A 21991-nucleotide genomic window follows, 5' to 3' on the forward strand; every position below is an offset into this window, starting at 1 on the left:
GGGGCACCGCCTCTGCGGAACGACTGTCACCCCACCTCGGTTCGCATATCGCTTCGCTCCATGCGAACCGATCCTCCCCCTCCAGGGGAGGATGGGCACCTCCGGCTTGGCCGCGTCCATCGAATCCTGCGGATGTCCCCGAGCTGCGGCTTGCGGGGCCGGGCGGATTAAGGTTATCGCGGCTTTAGGTCCTTCCCCTTAGGCTGCGGCCGTGGACCTGCCCGTCCCCGCGGGCGATACTAACCCTTTCTTAAGGCTGCCATTCCCGGCGGCCGCCCGCGAGAATGCGACAGCGAGACTTGAAGCCGGTTGGATGACGAGTTCGGATTTCCAGTTGCGAGGCGTGGGTGATCCCCGGCTGGCCGTGCATGCGACGTCCCCGCTGCCCGCCTGGCTCTGGTCGATCGACGGCACGCGCGTGCTCTGGGCCAATCCGGTCGGCGCAAAACTGTTTGGCGCGGCGAATTCCACGGCGCTTGCGGGCAAGATGTTCGGACCGGCCGACGGCCATCGCCGCCAAATTATCAGGCTCGCCCGCCAGCTGCCGGCGAACGGCGCCATCAGGCTGGAGCGGCTGCGCGGCTTCGGCGCCCGGCTCGGCACGCTGATGACCTGCGTCTGCGCGCGGCTCGACTTTGCCGATGGCGCCTCTGGCGTGCTCGTCACGGCGATGGATCCGGCTTTGCGCACCATGCCGCTGGTGGAGCGGCTGCATCGTCTCGTCGACGGCGCCAAGGTGCCGATGGCGGCGTTCGGGCCCGACGGGATGTTCGCCGGCGCGAGCGAAGCCGCCCGGTCCCTGCTCGGCTTTCGCGATCTCACCGAGGCCGGCCTCCAACAGGCGCGCAACGATGCGCTTCGCGAAGGCCGCGTCGAGATGCCGATCGGCATCGGCCAGATGGTGCTGCAACGGGTCGGCACGGGCGACGATGTCGGCCTGGTCGCGCTGATCGAGCCGGCTGCGCAGCCGGCGGCAGAAGCGACGACAGATGCCGCGCCTGAAGTGGTTGAAGACATCGCGCGCGACGAGGTCGCCCAGCCTGCCGCACCGGACACTCCGCCGCCAGCGATGCCGGACGATGCGCAGGGGGCGCCGTCGAACGGGGCTCCATCCGGGATCGCGCTGTTCGATGCCTTCGCCGAGCCGGTCGAGACGCCTGCGCCCGCGACGGAGATCGTCACGATCCAGGACGCCGTGAGAGAGGCGGCCGAAGCGCCGCTCGAAGCCGCACCAAAGACTCCGGTTGAAAACCCGCCCGAAGCCATCGTGCCGCCGCAGGCCGCGCCGATCACCTCACACATGGTCGAGCCGCAATCAGCAGAGCCGCCCGCACCGCGCCAGCATCCGCTGCGCTTCCTCTGGCAGATGGATGCGGAGGGCCGCTTCGTGCTGGCGTCCGGCGAGTTCATCGGCCTGATGGGCACACATACGGCCTCGGGCTTCGGCCGGCCCTGGCGCGAGATCGCCGACGAGTTTGCGCTCGACCCTGACGGTCGCGTCGCGCAGGCGCTTGAAAGCCACGACACCTGGGCCGGGATCACCGTGAACTGGCCGGCCGATGGCGGCGAGCATCTGCCGGTCGAACTGGCGGGCCTCCCCGTCTACGACCGCGAGCGCAACTTTGCGGGTTTTCGCGGTTTTGGCGTCTGCCGCGATCTCGACAGCCTGAACCGGCTCGATGCGCTCAGGCGCTTTGAGCTGTTCGTCGAACCGTCCGCACAGCGCGGCCTGTCCGCCGAAATCGTCGAGCCCGGGCCCGAACCGGAGCCCGTGGCAGAGCCACCGCCTCCGCCGATCGAGCCATCTGAGCCTGAGCCCGAGCCTGAGCCCACATTTGAGCCTGTCGCCGAACTGCCCGAACCCGCACCTGATGTGAATTCACACCCAACCGAACCGGAAACGCCAGTGGAAACGCCTCCCAATGTCGTGCCGTTCCGCCCCGCCGGCGATGCGAGATCACCCGGTGATCAGAGATCGCCGACGCTGACGCCGGTCGAGAACAGCGCGTTCAACGAGCTCGCCCGGCAATTGTCCGAGCGGCTCGAACGCGAGCGCGAGACGATCGCATCTGTTGCCGCCGAACCGCCGGCGGTGGAGTTCACGCCCGAACCGCCGGCGCCCGAAGCGCCGCACGCGCCGGCCGAATGGCTGACCGAACCCGCACCGCCCGCGCACGGCCACAGCGCGCGCGACCGCGCGCTGCTCGATCTGGTGCCGACGGGCATGTTGATCTATCGCCTCGACCGCCTGCTCTACGCCAACCCCGCCTTCCTCGCGCGCATGGGCTATGCCAGCCTGAGCGCGCTGGAGGATGCCGGCGGGTTGGATGCGCTCTATGTCGAGCCGGGCGTGTCCTCGGCCAGCAGCACGTCGCAGGCCGGCACGCCCGTGACGATCAGCGCGACCTTTGCCGATGGCGAGCGGCCGCTTCCGACCACGGAAGCCCATCTGCACACGATCGACTGGGACGGCGACAACGCGCATGCGCTGATCTGCGCGCTGCCGCAGGCTGCTGTCGTTGCTGCACAAGCGGTCGTCGCGCCGTCCGTCGTCGCCGAGACTGTTGTCGCGGAATCCTTCCCCTACGCCGTCGAACCCGATCTTGAAGCCGGCGACGCGGACGCGGAGGATCTCGCCGCGATCCTCGACACCACGGCCGAGGGCATCGTGATGTTCGATGCCGAAGGCAACATCCACGCCTGCAACCGCAGCGCCGAAGCGCTGTTCGGTTACGACGGCGAAACGCTGATGCAGCAGAATCTGGCGACGCTGTTCGCGCCGGAGAGCCAGCAAATCGTCATCGACTATCTCGAAAGCATGAAGAGCCAGAACATCGCGAGCCTGCTCGACCATGGCCGCGAGGTGCTGGGACGCGAGAAGAAGGGCGGCGTCATTCCGCTCGCCATGATCATGGGCCGCACCAGGCCCGACGGCCCGAACTTCTTCGCCGTGTTCCGCGACCTCTCTCAGAGCAAGAAGGGCGAGAGCGAGCTGAAGAGTGCACGACGTCTCGCCGACGGCGCGGCCAACGCCAAGGCCGACATGCTGGCGCGGATCAGCCACGAGATCCGCACGCCGCTCAACGCCATCATCGGCTTTTCCGAGGTGATGATCTCCGAACGCTTCGGTACGCTCGGCAACGAGCGCTACGGCGAGTACATGAAGGACATCCGCGCCTCCGGCGAGCGCGTCATCGCCATCATCGACGATCTGCTTGAGCTGTCGCGGATCGAGACCGGCAAGCTCGACCTCAATTTCGCCAACCTCAATCTCAACGACCTGGTCGAGGCCTGCGTCGTGGTGATGCAGCCGCAGGCCAACCGCGAGCGCATCATCATCCGCACCTCGCTCGCGCATGCGCTGCCGCAGGTCACGGCGGACACGCGCGCGATGCGGCAGATCACGATGAATTTGATCTCGAACTCGATCCGGCTTGCGAGCGCCGGCGGCCAGGTCATCGTCTCGACCGCGCTGTCCGATCGCGGCGAGATCGCCCTTCGCATCCGCGACACCGGTCACGGCCTGTCCGAGCGCGAGGTCGCAGCCGCCATGGAGCCGTTCCGGACGCCACCGCCTGGAGATGCCGCAGACAATTCGGCGCTCAGCCTGTCATTGACGAAGGCCCTGGTCGAAGCCAACCGCGCCCGGTTCAACATCAAGAGCGGGGCAAATTCGGGGACGCTGATCGAAGTGGTATTCGCGCCGGTGGTGGCGGGGGCTTAAGGCCCCGCCGTCATTGCTGCGAGCGGCGAGAGCGTCGCTCTTAGTCGCCGAACCATCGCGACCCGGCCTGAGCGGCCTCCTCCTCGTCGGATGCGCTATCACAAGCCCAGGCTACAAAACCATCGGGGCGCACCAGCACGGCGCTGAGGCCCAGACGATCCTCGGGCGCGGCAGCGACATATGTGATGCGGTCGCCCCAACGGCTTGCAAGCGCCTGAAGCGATGCGCGCGCGTCGAAGTCCAGCAATATCCCTTTCGCGCTCCTGAGGCGCTCTCCGACCGTCGTCCCGTCGCGCAATTGGAAATCGGGAACACTCCGACCGACGAGCGGATGGCTGCCGCCGAGATCGTAGCGGAGCGAAATGCCCCGCACGCGCTCCGCGAAATAGGTTGCGCCGTCGCGGGTCTCGATGAGATCGCCCATGATGGCCTGAAGCGCACGGGCGCTCGGCGTCGGCCGCATGATCGCCACCTGCGCGCGCGACCAGTCGAGGACTTTCGCAGCGACGGGATGCCGCTCGTGCGAATAGCTATCGAGCAGATCGGCCGGTGCATGGCCGCTGATGGTCGCAGCCAGCTTCCAGCCAAGGTTCATCGCATCGCCGAGGCCGAGATTGAGGCCCTGGCCGCCGAGCGGCGAATGGATGTGGGCGGCATCGCCCGCCAACAGCACACGCCCCTTGCAATAGGTCGTGGCCTGATGGGCGCGATCCGTCCAGGTGGCGGCGAGCCGAAGCGACGTGATGGTGACGTCCGTGCAGGAGATACGGCGCAGGACATTCTGCACATGCTCGAGTGTGACCGGCTTGGTCCGGTGGAAGGCGCCACCGTCGAAATCGACCATCGCGATCGTTCCTGGCTGCGCATAGGTGTACATGCCCGTGGCCGTGTAGTTGCGTCCCGGACGGAGTTTTTGCGGATCGGCCAGTTCGACGTCGATGGAATAGCCGGTGAGCTCCGGGTCGGTGCCGACGAAGTCAAAACCGCTGATCTTGCGCACGGTGCTGCGGCCGCCGTCGCAACCGACCAGCCAGCGTCCCCGAAAAGTCTCGCCGGCCGCCTGCACGACGACTTCTTCGTCTGAAACAGCAATGGCATTGACACCAAAACCGCGCCGGATCTCGACTCCGAGGCCGAATGCGCGCGCGACCAGAACGGATTCGAGGGTTTCCATGTCAACCGCAACGTTGGCATCGGCTGGCGTCGGCAGGCGATACGACCATTTCGCGGCATCAACATCGTCCTGATAGAACTGGATGCCTGCAAAGTGGCCTGCGGGCCGTCGCGCCTGCTGCATCCAATGGGCAGCACTCTTGATCGCGACAGACTTGGCGCGCTGCGCGGCCACGATATCGTCCAGCAAGCCACGCCGGTGAACGGCCTCGGTCGTGGGGATCGACAAGCCGCGCAGGCCGAACGGGAGTTGCTTCAGGGGAGACTGCGGGTCTTGTGCTTGCTCCAGCACCAGCACGGAGAGACCCGCGAGCCGCAGCTCGCAGGCGAGAAACAGGCCGACGGGGCCCGCACCGGCAATAACGACGTCGTATGGATTCGTGGATCGGGTTTGCACGAGACGCTCCTGTGGTCGATGTTCGACCGGAGCGTTCCCTAAGCTTCGAGAATCACACGGACGAACGATTGGACGCCTCTATGGCGTCCGATGTTCGTCGCGGGGATCTCGTGCACAAGGCCAAAGACCAGAGCTTTCGTTACCGAAAGGATTTGGGCTTACCAGACCAAATCTGCCTTTTCCGACGGGAGCTGTATAGTTTCGCGGCGATCGTTCCGCAACAAGAAAGGCACGGCGCGCAGCAAGCGCCGTGGCCTTCACATTCGAGGTGCCGTCGCCGACTCCGCCTTCGGTGCCGCGGCAGTTCCTTGCCGGCTCACCTATCGCTTGGCAGGCGGTCCGCTCTTGTTGCCGGGCAAACCCTTTATGTTCGAAGGATCTTGCTCCTGGACTGACTGATTTTGGGAGCTCGAGCCGACGGTTCCGGTGTGCGCCGCCGGACCATTCTTGTTGCCCGGGGCGCCCGCGATCCCTGCCCCTGAGTTCTGCGCGCTGGGAGAGGTGGCAACCCCGCCTGTCGTAGTGGTGCGGTCTCCCGGCACGTTCGCGGCCGCGCCCGGCTTGTCCTGCTCTCCGACATAGCCCGAGGCGCCGGAGTTTTGTGTCTTGATGCCCTTGTCAGCCTCACTTTGCATGTTCGGGTTCGGCGTCGTCTGCGCGAGCGCCGGCCCTGCCATGAGCGGGACCACCATAAGGATTGCTGCCATTGTCGTGCGCATGAACATTCTCCTCCATCTGCCCCATCGCGCTTAACGCCTGGCGAGACAAAGATTTCCTCGGCACCGCGAATAAGCCTGCGGCACGAACCAGCCTGTTCCGGCCAAGAGCGCCGGACATTTCTGTTGGGCCCGCACCCGACATCGCATCAAGCAGGATCCCAAACAAAAAGGGCACGGCTCACGCCGTGCCCTTTCGTGTTCTTGCAGCTTCGCCTCAGCTGTAGATCTCGAACAGGCCGGCGCCGCCCTGGCCGCCGCCGATGCACATGGTCACGACGCCCCACTTGGCCTTGCGGCGGGCGCCTTCCTGGAGCAAATGGCCGGTGAGACGGGCGCCGGTCATGCCGAAGGGATGGCCGATCGCGATCGAGCCGCCATTGACGTTGTACTTGGCGGGATCGATGCCGAGCTTGTCGCGCGAGTAGAGGCACTGGCTGGCGAAGGCTTCGTTGAGCTCCCACAGATCGATGTCGTCGATCTTCAGGCCGTGACGCTTCAACAGCTTCGGGATCGCAAACACCGGGCCGATGCCCATCTCGTCCGGCTCGCAACCCGCCGCCGCCCAGGCAACGAAGCGGCCGAGCGGCTTGAGACCGCGCTTCTCCGCGTCCTTGGCTTCCATCAGCACCACGGCGGCCGCGCCGTCCGACAGCTGGCTGGCGTTTCCGGCGGTGACGTATTTGCCCGGACCCCTCACCGGCTCGAGCTTGGCGAGGCCTTCCATCGTGGTCTCGGGACGATTGCACTCGTCGCGATCGACGACGTAGTCGACGATGCTCTCGGCCTTGGTCGCCTTGTCGACGACTTTCATCTTCGTCTTCATCGGGACGATCTCGTCCTTGAACTTGTTGGCCTGCTGCGCGGCCGCCATGCGGCGCTGCGATTCCAGCGAGAACTCGTCCTGGTATTCGCGGCTGAGCTTGTAGCGCTCGGCGACGATGTCGGCGGTGTCGATCATCGCCATGAAGATGTCGGGCGCGACCTTGAGCAGTTCAGGATCGATCGATTCCTTCGGCGTGCCGCCGCCCGGCATCGAGATGCTCTCGACGCCGCCTGCGACGATGCAATCAGCGCCGTCGGAGCGGATCGAGTTGGCGGCCATCGCGATGGTCTGGAGGCCCGAGGAGCAGAAGCGGTTGACCGAGACGCCGGCGGTGGTCGTCGGCAGGCCGGCGAGCAGCGCGGCCTGGCGGCCGATGTTCGGCGCGCCGTGGGCGCAATTGCCGAGATAGCAGTCCTCGACATAATCCTTGTCGACGCCGGCGCGATCGACCGCGTGCTTGATGGCGTGGGCCGCGAGCGACATAGGCGGCGTGATGTTGAACCCGCCGCGGCCGGATTTTGCCAGGCCCGTGCGTGCATAGGAAACGATGACGGCTTCACGCATTTGTTTTCTCCCTTTCGACGATGGTACGGAGGCGTAGGTACGAGGCTTTCTCGGCGCCATTGGTACACAAAGTTTGCGAGGCTTGGGAGAAATAAAGCACCGCGATGCATCAACAAAAACGCCGCCCTCTCGCGAGGGCGGCGGCGTTGTTCCGCAGGTCGGAATTTATGAGATGATGACCGTCATTCCGAAGCGCCCGGGCGCCGGATTGACGTAGCTCAGAACGTCAGCGCCTTGACCTGCTTGACCTGCGGCAGGGCCTGCACCTTGGCGAGCAAATCGGCCGGCACCGCGCCATCGACCTCGATCAGCGCGATGGCATCGGAACCCGGCGCGACGCGGCCGAGATGGAAGGTCGCGATGTTGATCTTGGCATCGCCCAGGAGGCTGGCGAACTTGCCGATGAAGCCCGGCTTGTCCTCGTTGGTGACGTAGATCATCGATTTGCCGAACTCGGCATCGACGCGGATGCCCTTGATGTCGACGAGGCGCGGCTTGCCGTCGGCATAGACGGTGCCCGAGACCGACCGCTCCTGCCGTTCGGTGGTCACCGTGACGGTGATCAAGCTCTCGTAATCGCTCTGGGCGGCGCGGACGATCTCGTCCACCACCATGCCGCGCTCCTTGGCGACGACGGGCGCGGACACCACGTTGACCTCACCGAGCATCGGCCGCAGCAGGCCCGACAGCACGGCCGAGGTGATCGCCTTGATCTTCATCTCGGCGACGTGGCCCTCATAGGTGATCTCGACCTTGAGGATACCGCTTTCAGTGAGCTGGCCGGCGAACGAGCCGAGCTTCTCGGCGAGCGCGATGAACGGCTTCAGCTTCGGCGCTTCTTCCGCCGTGATCGAGGGGAAGTTGACCGCGTTCGAGATCGCGCCGGTGAGCAGATAGTCCGACATCTGCTCGGCGACCTGGAGCGCGACGTTCTCCTGCGCTTCGGTGGTGGAGGCGCCGAGATGCGGCGTGCAGATCACGTTGGGATGACCGAACAGCACGTTCGCGGTCGCGGGCTCTTCGACAAAGACGTCGAAGGCCGCACCCGCGATGTGCTTGGAGTTGAGCGCATCGACCACCGCCTGCTCGTCGACGAGACCGCCGCGGGCGCAGTTGATCAAACGAACGCCCTTCTTCATCTTGGCGATCGCGGTAGCGTCGATGATGTTCCGGGTCTTTTCGGTCAGCGGCGTATGCAGCGTGATGAAATCGGCACGCTTGAGCAAATCGTCGAGCTCGACCTTCTCGACACCGATGTCCCTGGCGCGCTCGGGCGACAGGAACGGATCGAATGCGATCACCTTCATGCGCAGGCCGAGGCCGCGGTCGGCGACGATCGAGCCGATATTGCCGCAACCGACCACGCCCAGCACCTTGCCCGTGATCTCGACGCCCATGAAGCGGTTCTTCTCCCACTTGCCGGCCTGCGTCGAAGCGTCAGCCTGCGGGATCTCACGGGCCAGCGCCAGCATCAGCGTGATCGCATGCTCGGCGGTCGTGATCGAATTGCCGAACGGCGTGTTCATCACGATGATGCCCTTGGCGGTGGCCGCGGGAATCTCGACATTATCGACGCCGATGCCGGCGCGGCCGATCACCTTGAGGTTGGTCGCCTTCTCGAGGATTTTTGCGGTCGCCTTGGTCGCGGAGCGGATCGCAAGGCCATCGTAATTGCCGATGATCTCGGCGAGCTTGTCCTTGTCCTTGCCGAGGTTGGGCTGGAAGTCGACCTCGACGCCGCGGTCCTTGAAGATCTGCACGGCGGCGGGCGAGAGCGCGTCGGAAATGAGAACTTTGGGTTTGGTCATGGGAATGTGTCCTTCACCGTCCCTGAGGGAGGATCGGCCCGAGGGCCGGAATGAGGAATTGCTCGGAAGCTCTTTGCACTCCCTCTCCCCGTTCTTACGGGGAGAGGGTTGGGGTGAGGGGCAGCCACAGGCGAAGTGCTCGTGGAGAGAGCCCCTCACCCGGATCGCTGCGCGACCCGGCCTCTCCCCGTAAGAACGGGGAGAGGCGAAGAAAGAAAACTTACGCGGCTTTCGCCAGCGTGGCCTTGATCTCGGCAAAAGCCCAGTCGATCCACTGCGTCAGGATCTCGACGTCCCTGGCTTCGACGGTCGCGCCACACCAGATGCGCAGGCCAGCCGGCGCATCGCGGTAGTACGCGAAGTCGTAGCCGGCGCCTTCCTTCTCGACCAGCGCGACCAGCTTCTTCGAGAACTCCGCCTGCGCGTCCTCCGAGAGCGAGGTGAGCGCGGGATCGGTGAACTTCAGGCACACAGAGGTGTTGGAGCGGATCGCGGCGTCCTTGGCGAGGAAGTCGATCCAGGGCGTCTTCGCCTTCCAGTCGGCGAGCACCTTGGTGTTGGCGTCGGCACGCGCGATCAGCGCCTTGAGGCCGCCGATCGACTTGGCCCAGTTGAGCGCGTCGAGATAATCCTCGACGCAGAGCATCGACGGCGTGTTGATGGTCTCGCCGACGAAGATGCCTTCGTTGATCTTGCCGCCCTTGGTCAGGCGGAAAATCTTCGGCAGCGGCCAGGCCGGTTTGTAGGTCTCGAGCCGCTCCACCGCACGGGGCGACAGGATCAGCATGCCGTGCGCGGCTTCGCCGCCGAGCGCCTTCTGCCAGGAGAAGGTGACGACATCGAGTTTTGCAAAATCGAGCGGCTGCGCGAAGGCGGCAGACGTCGCGTCGCAGATCGTGAGACCTTCGCGATCCGCCTTGATCCAGTCGGCGTTCGGCACGCGCACGCCGGAGGTAGTGCCGTTCCAGGTGAAGATGACATCGCTGTTGGGATCGACCTTGGAGAGGTCGGGGATTTCACCATAGGCTGCGTTGAGCTTGGTGACGTCCTTGAGCTTCAATTCCTTGACGATGTCGCTGACCCAGCCCTCGCCGAAGGATTCCCAGGCGAGCGTGGTGACGGGCCGCGCACCGAGCAGCGACCACAGCGCCATTTCAACCGCGCCGGTATCGGACGCCGGCACGATGGCGATGCGATAATCGGCGGGCACTTCAAGCACTTCACGCGTCAGATCGATCGCGAGCTTGAGCTTGGTCTTGCCGACCTTCGCGCGATGCGAACGGCCGAGCGGTGCGTCCTTGAGATTTTGGGCGTTCCAACCGGGGCGCTTGGCGCAGGGGCCGGAGGAGAAGTGCGGCACGTTGGGCCGCGAAGCGGGCTTCGCTACAGTCATAATCTACCCTTCCAGATAGTAAGCCTCCCGTTGGGGGGAGGTGTCCCGCCGCGGCTGATACGGGAAACAGGAAGAGTCGTCAAGGAAGTTCCGGGGCTTCACGCGCGAGTGATGGCGCCTCCGGCGCGATATCGGGGGATTCGACCACGGCGAGCGCGTTCAGCAAGTCCGTGGCATCGCTGATCAATTGCGCAGCTTTGCGGCGGCTGCCGACCTTCAAAATGCATTTGTCATTGGCCTGCACAACGTAGTCGTTGCCGACCTTGATCATCGAATAGCTTGTCATCGCAATCCCCGAACCGACCGAGCCCGGTTTGAGATGCTCCGGTAGCACCGTTCGTTCCTGGTTCCACGTGAACGCGCGCTGGGTAGTTTATCAGCTCTTAAGATGAACGAATGCGCGATCGGATTTCGCTGATCACGCAACGCTCGCGCGATGCTGCCTCAAAAGCGGACAGTCATGCCGACATGGCTCGATGTGAATCCGAGCCGCTTGTAGAAGCGCTGCGCATCAACTCTGCTCGCATGCGTCAGTAATTCGACCAGATTGCAACCGCGCGCTTTTGCTTCACTCACCGCCCACTGCACCAAGAGCTCGCCGATGCCGCGGCTGCGGCAATCGGAGGCAACGCGCACGTCTTCGAGCAGGCCGCGAATGCCGCCTTGCGAGCTGATGCCGGATAACACGGCGAGTTGCAGGCAGCCGACCACCCTGCCCTCGCTCTCGGCGACGACGAGCGTGAGGTTGGGATCGCGCTCGACCCGCTCGAACGCTTCGTAATAGATCGCAGGCAGCGGATCCTCCATGCGCTCGCGGGCGCGCCCGAGATGATCGTCGGCGAGCATCGCGATCATCGCAGGGACGTCCTCGCGGCGCGCGGCACGGATGGAAACGGACTTGTCGTTCATGTCAGGGAAACTCCAGGCTCAACGCGCCGGCGGCAGGCCAAGCGAGGCCTCGGCCTCGCCGATCCAGCGGCGGAGGGCCGCATAACGGCCGAGATCGAAGCCGCCCTCATGCGCCAGGCGCGTATAGGCCAGCAGCGAGACATCGGCGAGCGAGACCTCATCGCCGGCGAAGAAGCGGCTTGCCGCCAGATGCTGCTCCATGCGGTCGAGCGCCGCATAGCCGCGTTTGACCTTGTCGGGATCGAGCTCGGAGGCGTCCTTGCCGAGATAGAGCAGCTGGAAGCGGCACACCGCGATATAGGGCTCGTGGCTGTACTGCTCCCAGAACAACCATTCATCCATCTTGGCAGCAGTGAACGCGTCGCGCGGGATCAGCGCACTGTCGCGCGCGAGATAACGGATGATGGCATTGGACTGCGCCAGCGTGCGGCCGTCGTCGAAGGCGACGGCCGGCACCTGGCCGGCGCCGTTCATCGCCAGGAATTGCGGCGTGCGCGTCTCGCCCTTGCGCGTGTCGATCTCGATCCAGTGATAGGGCAGTGCGAGCTTGTCGCAGACCCACTTCACCTTCAGACAATTGCCGGAATTGGTATCGCCGTAGATCTGCATCGCTGCCGCCCCGCCCTCGGGCGACAGAGCATCAGGACGGGCAGAGCCTGTCAACCGCGGCGTAGAGGAGCCGCCTCAGAACTTGTAGCCGAGGCCGACGCGCGCGTTGTTCAGCGTCACCGAGGTGTTCATGACGGGAGAGAATTTCACGTATTCGTACTCCACCCGCGCGAACAGCCCCTCCCAAATGCAATATTCCAGTCCGATGCCGGCGGTCCAGCCGACCACGAAAGCATTGGTCTTGTGCTGACTTTGCGTCTGCGACTGCGCGTCAACATGCCCCGGCGTTCCCGTGATGGTGATGACGTTGCCGAGTGCGTCCACCACTGTCGCATCCTGACGCAGCCACACATCGCTGGTCACGGTGCGGGAGACGTCCATCCGGCCAACAGCGGCGCCGGCGAACATGTAAGGCATGAAATCGCCGCCGTCCCACCCCACGCGCCCGCGCAGCGTGACCATGTCCTTCACCTGTGCTGCAGCGGTGCCGGTCAGTGTCGTGAGATAATGATTGGTCACGCCGGTAGGCTGGACGTCACCGGGCGGATTGACGATATCGAGCGAGTTGTAGCCGGATGACGACGTTTTGATATTGTTGAAGTAGGTGTAGGTGCCTTCGAGACCGAGAACGGCATCGTACCATTGCCAGTTGCGGCCGACGAAGCCGCCGAAATTGGTCCCTTGCGCGGTGTTCGTGTTGAGCAACGACCAGGACGCCGTCGGCCCTTGCAGCACGCTGTCGCGGAAGATGAAGTTGGTCAGGCCGGCCACGCTCCGGCTGAAGTCGGTCGAATCGGTGGTGTAGCCGAAATTGCCGCCGGCGTAGAAGCCATCCCAGTTGTGGCTCGTCTTCGACAGGCCGTCGGTGAAGCTGCCGCGCAGGATCGGCAGATCCGGCATGTCGGCCGCGTGCGCGGCAGACACCGTCCCCAACATCACCGCTGCCAACAAAAGCCTACGCATCGCAACGCTCCATCGAACTCGAACTTTCGCTGGTGATCATGGCTCGTTAACCTTAACCAATGGTTGCGCCGGACGCTTTCATCGCCGCCCGCCATGAAAAATACGCAAAGCAAAACGGCGCGGGATGATCCCGCGCCGTTAAGACAGGTTAAGCGATGAGACTGACGATCAGCCCTTGGTGACGAGCGGCGGCATGTAGGCCGGCGGGCTGTTGAGCTCCCAGCGCACGCCGAGCTTGACGTCGTGCGAGGTGAGGTCCTTGAGCTTGATCGAGGTCGGGCCCGAGGCACTATTGTCGAACGCGCGGAAGTTGCCGGGCGCCGCGTCGCCGAGATTCATGTAGCTGTAGGCCAGTTCGACCGTGAAGCCGGGGTTGACCTTGTAGGCGAGACCGGCGTGTGCGGCCCAGGCGAAGTTCCACTTTCCGTTGTCGGCGAAGTAAGTGACGCTGTTGCTCGGGACCCCGGCCGGCACCCCCGCCGCGCCGTATATCACGCCATCGTCGCGGAAGCCGCTGATCTTGTTGTAGGAGCCGCCGACGCCGGCACCGACGAACGGGGTGATGCACCACCAGGTGCCGAGATCGACATAGGCATTCGCCATAACGACCCACTCGGACTTGCTGCCGGTATAGTTGTTGGTCTCAGCGTAACCGGGCAGAACGAGGTTGTTTGCGCCGTGCAGGTTAGCCTTGCCACGGTACTGGCCGATCACGTCCGCACGGAACCAGTTGTTGAAGCGATAACCGACGCCGAGGTCGAACAGCGGCGAGGAGTCGAAACCAAGGCCCTCGGTCGTGAACGGCAGTGCAGCCGCCGGCCCGCTTTCGATGCTCTTGGCACGCTGGTTGGTCATGCCGACGTCGCCGCGCAGATACCAGCCGCCGAAGTCGGAGGGCGGGGCAACCGGCGCGTACATCGGAGGGGGCGCCGCGATCGGCATGTCGGCGGCGAATGCCATCGACGAGATCAGGGATGCCGCACCCGCGGCAAGGAGAGACTTAACGCTACGCATTGGCTTCGTCCTTATGGCCGGTGAGGCTAAATACGGGCGCCTCACGTTCTGGAAACTCACAGGCGGGACGATCGCACCAAATGTTTAAGCGCCACTTAACCCTAATTTTTAAGGTTGATTTTTTCTGACTGCACACGCGGATGCGGCGCAAGCGTTGCAAAAATGCGGCACTGGCGTGCCGCAATTGCTAACGATTGATGAAGTCGCGTTGCGGCATAACAGGATCTGTTAACGCGTATGTCGCGGCAGTTTCGGCAGGAACACCGCAAGCAGCCCGATCGCCGGCAGATAGGCGCAGATTTGGTAGACGAACTCGATCGAGGTGTGATCGGCGAGCTTGCCGAGCACAGCGGCGCCCAATCCCCCGATGCCGAAAGCGACACCGAAGAACACGCCGGAGATCATGCCGAAGCGGTGCGGCACCAGCTCCTGCGCGAACACGATGATCGACGACGTCGTCGAGGAGATGATCAGGCCGATGATCACTGACAACACCGCGCTCGCAGTGAGACCGGCATAGGGCAGCGCCAGCGTGAACGGCAGCGCGCCGAGGATCGAGATCCAGATCACGATCTTGCGGCCGAAGCGATCGCCGAGCGGTCCACCGAGAAACGCGCCGACCGCGTTCGCGGCGAGGAAGATGAAGAGATACATCTGGGCTGCCTGCGTCGAGACGCCGAAGCGGTCGATCAGATAGAAGATGTAATAGCTCGACAGGCTGGAGACGTAGAGCTGTTTCGAGAACAAGAGCGCGACGAGCACGAGCAGCGCGACCGTGACGCGGCGCGAGCTTGGCGCATCAGGATGGGCCTGAACCGCAACCGTCTTCTTCGCCCTGATCTGCGGCTCATACCAGCGGCCGATGCGCCAGAGGATGAGAATCGCGAGGAACGCGATCGAGGAGAACCAGGCGATGCTGCCCTGCCCGAACGGCACCACGATCAGCGCGGCCAGCACCGGCCCCATCGACGTGCCGAAGCTGCCGCCAAGCTGAAACACCGATTGCGCAAAGCCGTAGCGGCCGCCCGAGGCGAGCCGCGCGATGCGCGCGGATTCGGGATGAAACACCGCAGAGCCGAGGCCGACGAAGGCAGCCGCAACGAGGATGACCAGATATTGGTGCGCGGCGCTAAGCAGCAACAGGCCGAAGAAGGTCGAGGCCATGCCGATCGACAGCGAGTAAGGCTGCGCCTTCTTGTCGGTGTAATGCCCGACCACCGGCTGAAGCAGCGAGGCCGTGAACTGGAAGGCCAGCGTGATCATGCCGATCTGCGCGAAGTCGAGCGCGTATGTGTCCTTCAGGATCGGATACACCGAGGCGATCAGCGACTGCATGGTGTCGTTGAGGAAGTGCGAGAACGAGATGCCGGCAAGCACGACATAGGCCGGCCCCGCAGCGGCGGGCGTGATGTCCGCGACGACGACGGGCTCGGTCAGCGTTTCCTCTGAGACGACGACTGGCTTGTTCAAGGGAGCATCCTGGCAGGCGCGGCGAACCGCCGCATCCGCCTACCTACGATGCAAGCGGCGGCCAAACCACCGCCAATCGTCGATGGCTGGGATGCGTGTCTTACTTCTCCAAGGGTCCAGTATCGTAGGGTGGGCAAAGCGAAGCGTGCCCACGCGCCTTTGCCGTATTGGAGAGATCGTGGGCACGGCGCAAGGGCGCCTTTGCCCACCCTACGATACTGCGCGTGGGGAGAGATCACCCCACATTGCTCGCGCTTGAAAACCTCAGGCCGCTGCCTGCCCCAGTGCCGAGACGATGGTGTCGACGACGTCCTCGACGAGGATGCGGTCCTCGCCTTCGGCCATGACGCGGATCACGGGCTCGGTGCCGGAGGAGCGGATCAAGAGACGGCCGTGGCCGTTGAGTCGCTTCTCGCCGTCGGAGATCGCCGACTTGACGTCGGAATCATCGAGCGGCTTGCCGCCCTTGTGGCGGACGTTCTTGAGGATCTGCGGCAGCGGATCGAAGCGGTGGCAGACTTCCGAGACCGGCCGGCGCGACTTCTGCACCACGGCCAGCACCTGCAACGCAGCGACGAAGCCGTCGCCGGTGGTGGCATAGTCGGACAGGATGATGTGGCCGGATTGCTCGCCGCCGAGATTGTAGCCGCCGCCCAGCATCTGCTCGAGCACGTAGCGGTCGCCGACCGGCGTGCGCACGAGATCGAGCCCCTGCTCTTTGAGAAAACGCTCGAGGCCGAGATTGGACATCACGGTGGCGACGATGCCCGGACGCGAGAGACGTCCGTCTTCCTTCCAGCTCTGCGCGATCACCGCCAGCAACTGGTCGCCGTCCACGACATGGCCGCGCTCGTCGACCAGGATGACGCGATCGGCGTCGCCGTCCAGCGCAATGCCGATGTCGGCGCGCATCTCGCGCACCTTCCGCGACAGCGCTTCCGGCGAAGTGGAGCCGCAATCCTTGTTGATGTTGAAACCGTCGGGCTCGACGCCGATCGGCACGACGTCCGCGCCCAATTCCCACAGCGCTTCCGGCACGACCTTGTAGGCGGCGCCATTGGCGCAATCGACCACGACGCGCAGGCCGTCGAGCGAGAGGTCGCGCGGCAACGTGCGCTTGGCGAACTCGATGTAGCGGTCATGCACGCCGTCGATACGGCGGGCGCGGCCGAGACTGGCACTCTGCGCAAGACGCTTATCAATGGGCTCGTCGAGCAGTTGCTCGATCTGCTTCTCGACGTCGTCGGAAAGTTTAAAACCCTGCGGGCCGAACAGCTTGATGCCGTTGTCCTCGAACAGATTGTGCGAGGCGGAGATCATCACGCCGAGATCGGCGCGCATCGACTTGGTCAGCATCGCAACAGCCGGCGTCGGCATCGGGCCGACCAGCAGCACGTCCATGCCGACGGAGGTGAAGCCCGCGACCATCGCGTATTCGATCATGTAGCCGGACAGGCGGGTGTCCTTGCCGATCACGACCCGGTGGCGGTGATCACCGCGCTGAAACGCAAGGCCCGCGGCCTGGCCGACCTTGAGCGCGAGCTCCGGCGTGATCAGTCCGTTGGCGCGGCCCCGAATCCCGTCCGTCCCGAAATATTTGCGGCTCATATCGTCCCCCAACGCAACAACCAGGAATCCCCACGACAACCTCCGGGTGCCCCAACGAGCCCCGCATCCCTGATTTGCTGAGGTCTTATAAAGCCTGTGCGGCTAACTTGGCTTCAAAAAATATGATGAATCATTACGGAACCGGGGACAGCGCCCCCCGGTAACTTATTGTTAACGTTATATTTCCGACTGGTCCGCAGGGGCGTTAGGGAACCCGCTCCTAACTGGAGCGCTTCACATGGCCGTCCCCACGGCTCGGCGCGGGCTGGGTGACGTTGACGGGATCGGAGCCCGGAAAGGTCTCTTCGAGGCCCTCTTCGAGGGCGTCATCGAGGTCCTGCTTCTCCTTGATCTCTTCCGGCGTCGGCCCGGCGTGCGGCTTGCTCATGGCGCCCTCTTCTCAAACGATTTGGCTGTGCATCCAACCATGCTAGATGACCACTCGATCTTCCGATGCAAGACTGCCGACGCAAGACGGGCCGGGGAAACGTTCATGAAGCATATCACCTGTATCGACGACCTTCGCACACTGCATCAGCGCCGCGTGCCGAAGGCGTTCTTCGATTATTGCGACCGCGGTTCCTATGCCGAAGAAACGCTGCGCGCCAACCGCGACGACATGCAGAACATCAAGTTCCGCCAGCGCATCCTGGTCGACGTCTCCAAACGCGATACGTCGACCACGATCCTCGGCGAGCCCTCGACCATGCCGCTGATGCTGGCGCCCGTCGGCCTGCTCGGCATGCAGCATGGCGACGGCGAGATCCACGCCTGCCGCGCCGCGCAGGCCGCCGGCATCCCGTTCACGCAGTCGACGATGTCGATCTGCTCGATCGAGGACATCGCCGCCAATGTCGAGAAGCCGTTCTGGTTCCAGCTCTACGTCATGAAGGACCGCGGCTTCATCAAGGAATTGATCCAGCGCGCCGCCGCAGCCAAGTGCAGCGCACTGGTGCTCACGGTCGATCTTCAGGTGATCGGCCAGCGCCACGCCGACATCAAGAACGGCATGACGGTGCCGCCGGAATGGTCGCTGTCGAAGCTGCTGGATTTCGCCAGCAAGCCCGCCTGGGTCTCCGGCGTGCTGCAAGGCAAGCGCCGCACCTTCGGCAACATCGCCGGCCACGTGAAGAACACCGAGGATCTCAACCGCCTCGCCGAGTGGACCGCATCGCAGTTCGACACCTCCTTGAGCTGGAAGGACGTGGAGTGGGTCCGCAGCATCTGGCCGGGCAAGCTCATCATCAAGGGTATCCTCGATGTCGAGGACGCCGAGGAAGCCGCCAAGACCGGCGCGCAGGCCCTCGTCGTCTCCAACCATGGCGGCCGTCAGCTCGACGGCGCGCCGTCCTCCATCGAGGTGCTGCCCGAGATCGTCGACGCCGTTGGCGAGAAGATGGAGATCATGTTCGACGGCGGCATCCGCTCCGGCCAGGACGTGATGCGCGCGCTCGCGCTCGGCGCAAAGTCCTGCATGATCGGCCGCGCCTATGCCTATGGGCTCGGTGCCGGCGGCCAGGCCGGCGTCGCCAAGGCGATCGACATCATCCAGAAGGAATTGCTGACGACCATGGGCCTGTGCGGCGTCAACAAGATCGACGAGATCGACGATCATATCATCGCGGTGTAGCGGTAATACCGCAGGGTGGGTTAGCTCTGCGGCTGCGCGAAGCGCGGTCGCTGAGCGTAACCCACCAATTTCGGTTCGCATTTGCGGAAGCATGGTGGGTTACGGCTTCGCCTAACCCACCCTACAGGTCCCGCCCCTCACATCGGCGGCGTCACGCCGTCGCGGCCGACATTCACGCGGTTCGCCTCTAGCGTGCCGTCCTCCTTCTTCGCCGCACCGAAGATGATCAGCTTGGCGCCCGGCTTGATCTCCGACTTGTCGCTGGCGACGAAGGTGACGATCGGGGTGTCCGGCGGCACCACGACTTTCTTCTCGCCGTCCTTGTATTTCACCGTGATGTTCTGGCCGTCGGTGCCCTTCACCGTTTGCGCCACGGTGGCGTTGGTCATGGTCGAATTGGCGCGCGCGTCCCAGGGACGAAAACCTTCGGCGGCGCCGCGCTGGTTTTCCGGGAAGATGTGCACGGCGATGGCTTTCTGGGTGCCGTCGGGCTCGGGCAAGCCGGTGACGCCGATGTAGGAGCCGTCCTTGATCTCCGACAACGAGGTCTTCACCACGGCGAAGACGGCAACATTGTCAGTCATGTTCACCTTCACGTCAGTGCCCTCACGAGTCTTGATGGCGAGGGTGTTGCCGTCGACACTCTCGATGGTTCCGCGGATGCGGACCGTCGGCGCCGTCTGCGCCGAGACGGACACGATTGAAACGACTGCAAATGCAGCCACGACGGCGCGCGGCATCCAGTTATTCAGCTTCGACATGATTGTCCCCTCCAGGGCGTTGCGGTGGATCAAACACGGCAACCCCGCGTCACCACCGCTATTCCCTCAACTTTTTGAGCATGATCTTTTCGGAAAACCGCTGCACACTTTGCGCTAATGCGGCCCTTCGGGTCCGGACCATGCTCTCCGATCACATCGGCGGGGTCAGGCCGTCTCGGCCGACGCTGACGCGGTTGGTCTCGAACGAGCCGTCCGGCAGCTGCTTCATGAAGGCGATGACCTTGGCACCGGACTTCAAATCGGACTTCTCGCCGGGCACGAAGGTCACGACCGGCGTGTTGTCGGGGACGAACACCTTCTTCTCGCCGTCCTTGTACTTGACCAGCAGCGTATGTCCGTCATTGCCGACCACGCTTTCCGACACGGTCGCATTGGTCATGCTGGAATTGGGCTTGAGGTCATAGGGCCGCGAGCCCTCGCCGGTGCCGCGCATATTTTCCGGAAACACATGAACCTCGACGGCGTTGTCGTCGCCATCAGGGCCCGGCACGGTGGTGGCGCCGACGAAGGAGCCGACCTTGATGTCGGCGAGTGAAATTTTGGTAACGCCTGACACCTTCACGTCAGGGGCGATGTGGAGCTTGACGTCCTCACCGCTGCGCGACTTGACCTGCATGGTGTCGCCGTTGACGCTTTCGATCGTGCCGCGCACGCGCGTCGGCACCGGCGCCTTTTGCGCAACGGCATAAAGGGTCGAAGCGGCCACCATCGCGACGGCGATCAGCGGACGTGTGAAAGTTGCGCGTTGAATGGTCATGACGGTCTCCGATTGTCCCCACAGGGGTAGAACTCCGGAGATGGTGCGCTATTCGCGATTCATCTCTCAAGTCTTTGTGAGATCGGCCTCAACCAGCGCGCGCAGCTCGGCGGTGACCGTCGGCCGCTGGCCGAACCACAGCTCGAAGCCGCGCACCGCCTGGTGCAAGAGCATGCCGAGCCCGTCGGCGGTCTTCAGCCCGCGCGCTTGCGCTGCCGCCAGCAGCGGCGTCACCAGCGGGACGTAGACGAGATCGGCGACGACCGCCGTTTGCGGCAGGCGCGCGACGTCGACATCCAGTGACGGCTGGCCGTGCATGCCGAGCGAGGTCGTGTTCACGAGAAGGTTCGCGCGCGGCAGCACGTCGCCGATCCCGTCCCACGCAACAGGATGCACGTTCGGTCCGAACTGTCTTGCAAGCGTCTCGGCCCGCGCGATGGTGCGGTTGGCGAGGTGGATGCGCTTGATGCCGCGCTCGCGCAGGCCGAACACGATTGCGCGCGAGGAGCCGCCGGCCCCGAGCACCAATGCTTCTTCAGCCCTGTCCCAGCCGGGCGCGCTGGCATCGAGATTGTTGATGAAGCCTTCGACGTCGGTGTTGGTCGAGCGCAGCTCGCCGTTCTCGAACCATAGCGTGTTGGCGGCGCCGACCGCTTGCGCGCGCGCATCGGGCGTGGACAACGCCAGCACGCCTTCCTTGTGCGGAATGGTAACGTTGGCGCCCGCAAAACCGCGCAGCGACAGCCGCAGCACGAAGTCGCGCAAATCGTCGGGCGGCACCGCCTCGATGACATAGCCGCCCTCGATCCCGAGCGTGCGCAGCCAGTAATGATGGATCAGCGGCGAGCGCGAATGCGCGGCCGGCCATCCGATCAAACAGGCAGCTAGCGTCCTGGGCGCGGTCATCTTTCCCTCGGGTCGTGTTTCCGAGGCGATCCATTTCGCGTCCCGCCGGCTCTGTCAAGCGCGCGGGCGCCGCAGCGCCACGGCCACGATCGCAGCCGACGCCAGCGCCGCGCCCGCTGCGAACCAGATCGCGGCGAGGTTGATCCAGGCATAAGCGAGCGCGCCGGCCGCCGAGCCCGCAACCAGCGCCGCCCATAGCAGGAGGTTCGGCACCCAGCCCCAGCGCGGCCCGCCGGTGAGGCCGACCGCGAGGAGCTGGCCGACCTTGACCAGCGCGCCGGTCACATAGGTGAGGCCGAGCCCGGCGCCGCCGTCGATCTGGAACACGGCATTCTCCAGCCCCATCGCGAGCACGATGCCGGCAATCGCAAGGTTCGGAAGGCCGTAGCCATGGCAGAGCGCGGCAGCGGCGAGCAGCGCAGCTTCGATGAGCAGCAGCCATGGCTGCCGCTCGGCGCCGGCGCCGAGCACCACGAGACTGCCGGCGGCAGCTCCAGCAACGAACAGCGCGATCAGGCCGAGCGCGCCTGCGGCCTGCCACCATTGCGCCTCCGCAAGGCTGACGCCGAGGCGCGTGGAGTTGCCGCTCATGAACGAGACGAACAGGCCGCCGAGATGCAGGAAGCCGATGCCGTCGACATAGCCCGCAAGCATGCTGAGCGCGCAGGCCAGCGCAATATTGCGACGCGACTCCAGCATTCCCTGCACCACCGCCGTGACATGGCGGCAGTGTCGGTCAAAT

Annotated in this window: 18 protein-coding genes and 1 pseudogene; 2 read left to right on the forward strand and 17 right to left on the reverse strand. The window is 64.5% G+C overall.

Translation table 11 applies throughout. The features are described 5' to 3' along the window. Positions 1 to 313: 313 nt before the first annotated feature. Positions 314 to 3724, forward strand: a complete 3411-nt coding sequence (locus IVB29_RS13280; RefSeq protein ID WP_247503822.1) for a PAS domain S-box protein — start codon at positions 314 to 316, stop codon at positions 3722 to 3724. A gap of 40 nt (positions 3725 to 3764) precedes the next feature. Here IVB29_RS13280 and IVB29_RS13285 read toward each other — a convergent pair whose 3' ends face one another. The 13 genes and pseudogenes from IVB29_RS13285 to IVB29_RS13345 all read right to left on the reverse strand — a co-directional run bounded on the left by IVB29_RS13285 (position 3765) and on the right by IVB29_RS13345 (position 17562). Next, positions 3765 to 5294, reverse strand: coding sequence for an FAD-dependent monooxygenase (locus IVB29_RS13285; protein WP_247503823.1), 1530 nt, complete (start codon positions 5292 to 5294; stop codon positions 3765 to 3767). Between the two features lie 320 nt (positions 5295 to 5614). Beyond that, positions 5615 to 5797: pseudogene (locus tag IVB29_RS13290) on the reverse strand (hypothetical protein); the annotation flags it as partial. Positions 5798 to 6227: 430 nt separating this feature from the next. After that, complete coding sequence (locus IVB29_RS13295; RefSeq protein WP_247503824.1) at positions 6228 to 7400, reverse strand: acetyl-CoA C-acyltransferase; 1173 nt, start codon at positions 7398 to 7400, stop codon at positions 6228 to 6230. 218 nt (positions 7401 to 7618) lie between these two features. Continuing rightward, positions 7619 to 9208, reverse strand: a complete 1590-nt coding sequence (gene serA / locus IVB29_RS13300; protein ID WP_247503825.1) for a phosphoglycerate dehydrogenase — start codon at positions 9206 to 9208, stop codon at positions 7619 to 7621. A gap of 220 nt (positions 9209 to 9428) precedes the next feature. Next, positions 9429 to 10601 carry a phosphoserine transaminase gene (locus IVB29_RS13305; RefSeq protein WP_247503826.1) on the reverse strand — a complete coding sequence of 391 codons (1173 nt, stop codon included), beginning with the start codon at positions 10599 to 10601 and terminating at the stop codon, positions 9429 to 9431. A gap of 79 nt (positions 10602 to 10680) precedes the next feature. Next, on the reverse strand, positions 10681 to 10872 hold the full coding sequence (locus IVB29_RS13310) for a hypothetical protein (protein WP_244547669.1): 192 nt from the start codon (positions 10870 to 10872) through the stop codon (positions 10681 to 10683). Positions 10873 to 11045: 173 nt separating this feature from the next. Beyond that, positions 11046 to 11510, reverse strand: coding sequence for a GNAT family N-acetyltransferase (locus tag IVB29_RS13315; protein ID WP_247503827.1), 465 nt, complete (start codon positions 11508 to 11510; stop codon positions 11046 to 11048). An 18-nt stretch (positions 11511 to 11528) separates the two neighbouring features. Then, complete coding sequence (locus IVB29_RS13320; protein WP_247503828.1) at positions 11529 to 12119, reverse strand: glutathione S-transferase family protein; 591 nt, start codon at positions 12117 to 12119, stop codon at positions 11529 to 11531. 75 nt (positions 12120 to 12194) lie between these two features. Beyond that, the gene (locus IVB29_RS13325) at positions 12195 to 13082 is read right to left on the reverse strand and encodes an outer membrane beta-barrel protein (RefSeq protein WP_247503829.1); all 888 of its coding nucleotides are present in this window, start codon (positions 13080 to 13082) and stop codon (positions 12195 to 12197) included. 168 nt (positions 13083 to 13250) lie between these two features. Beyond that, positions 13251 to 14096 (reverse strand): outer membrane beta-barrel protein, encoded by an 846-nt coding sequence (locus IVB29_RS13330; protein WP_247503830.1) that lies wholly within the window; start codon positions 14094 to 14096, stop codon positions 13251 to 13253. A 228-nt stretch (positions 14097 to 14324) separates the two neighbouring features. After that, positions 14325 to 15566 (reverse strand): MFS transporter, encoded by a 1242-nt coding sequence (locus IVB29_RS13335; RefSeq protein WP_247503831.1) that lies wholly within the window; start codon positions 15564 to 15566, stop codon positions 14325 to 14327. 264 nt (positions 15567 to 15830) lie between these two features. Next, a complete protein-coding gene (glmM, locus tag IVB29_RS13340) occupies positions 15831 to 17174 on the reverse strand; it encodes a phosphoglucosamine mutase (RefSeq protein ID WP_247503832.1) in 1344 nt (447 codons plus the stop codon). A gap of 220 nt (positions 17175 to 17394) precedes the next feature. Beyond that, positions 17395 to 17562: a hypothetical protein gene (locus IVB29_RS13345; protein ID WP_247503833.1), complete on the reverse strand. Its 168-nt coding sequence runs from the start codon at positions 17560 to 17562 to the stop codon at positions 17395 to 17397. Between the two features lie 105 nt (positions 17563 to 17667). On the opposite strand from IVB29_RS13345, the gene IVB29_RS13350 reads away from it, so the two are divergent. Next, on the forward strand, positions 17668 to 18804 hold the full coding sequence (locus IVB29_RS13350) for an alpha-hydroxy acid oxidase (RefSeq protein ID WP_247503834.1): 1137 nt from the start codon (positions 17668 to 17670) through the stop codon (positions 18802 to 18804). Positions 18805 to 18941: 137 nt separating this feature from the next. On the opposite strand, the gene IVB29_RS13355 is transcribed toward IVB29_RS13350, so the two are convergent. The 4 genes from IVB29_RS13355 to IVB29_RS13370 all read right to left on the reverse strand — a co-directional run bounded on the left by IVB29_RS13355 (position 18942) and on the right by IVB29_RS13370 (position 21948). Then, positions 18942 to 19565 (reverse strand): hypothetical protein, encoded by a 624-nt coding sequence (locus IVB29_RS13355; RefSeq protein ID WP_247503835.1) that lies wholly within the window; start codon positions 19563 to 19565, stop codon positions 18942 to 18944. Positions 19566 to 19716: 151 nt separating this feature from the next. After that, a complete protein-coding gene (locus IVB29_RS13360; protein ID WP_247503836.1) occupies positions 19717 to 20343 on the reverse strand; it encodes a hypothetical protein in 627 nt (208 codons plus the stop codon). Positions 20344 to 20409: 66 nt separating this feature from the next. Beyond that, on the reverse strand, positions 20410 to 21249 hold the full coding sequence (locus tag IVB29_RS13365) for a shikimate dehydrogenase (protein ID WP_247503837.1): 840 nt from the start codon (positions 21247 to 21249) through the stop codon (positions 20410 to 20412). 54 nt (positions 21250 to 21303) lie between these two features. Beyond that, positions 21304 to 21948 (reverse strand): YoaK family protein, encoded by a 645-nt coding sequence (locus IVB29_RS13370; protein WP_247503838.1) that lies wholly within the window; start codon positions 21946 to 21948, stop codon positions 21304 to 21306. Between the last annotated feature and the right edge of the window lie 43 nt (positions 21949 to 21991).

This window comes from Bradyrhizobium sp. 1 (assembly GCF_023073315.1).
Classification (GTDB): Bacteria; Pseudomonadota; Alphaproteobacteria; order Rhizobiales; family Xanthobacteraceae; genus Bradyrhizobium.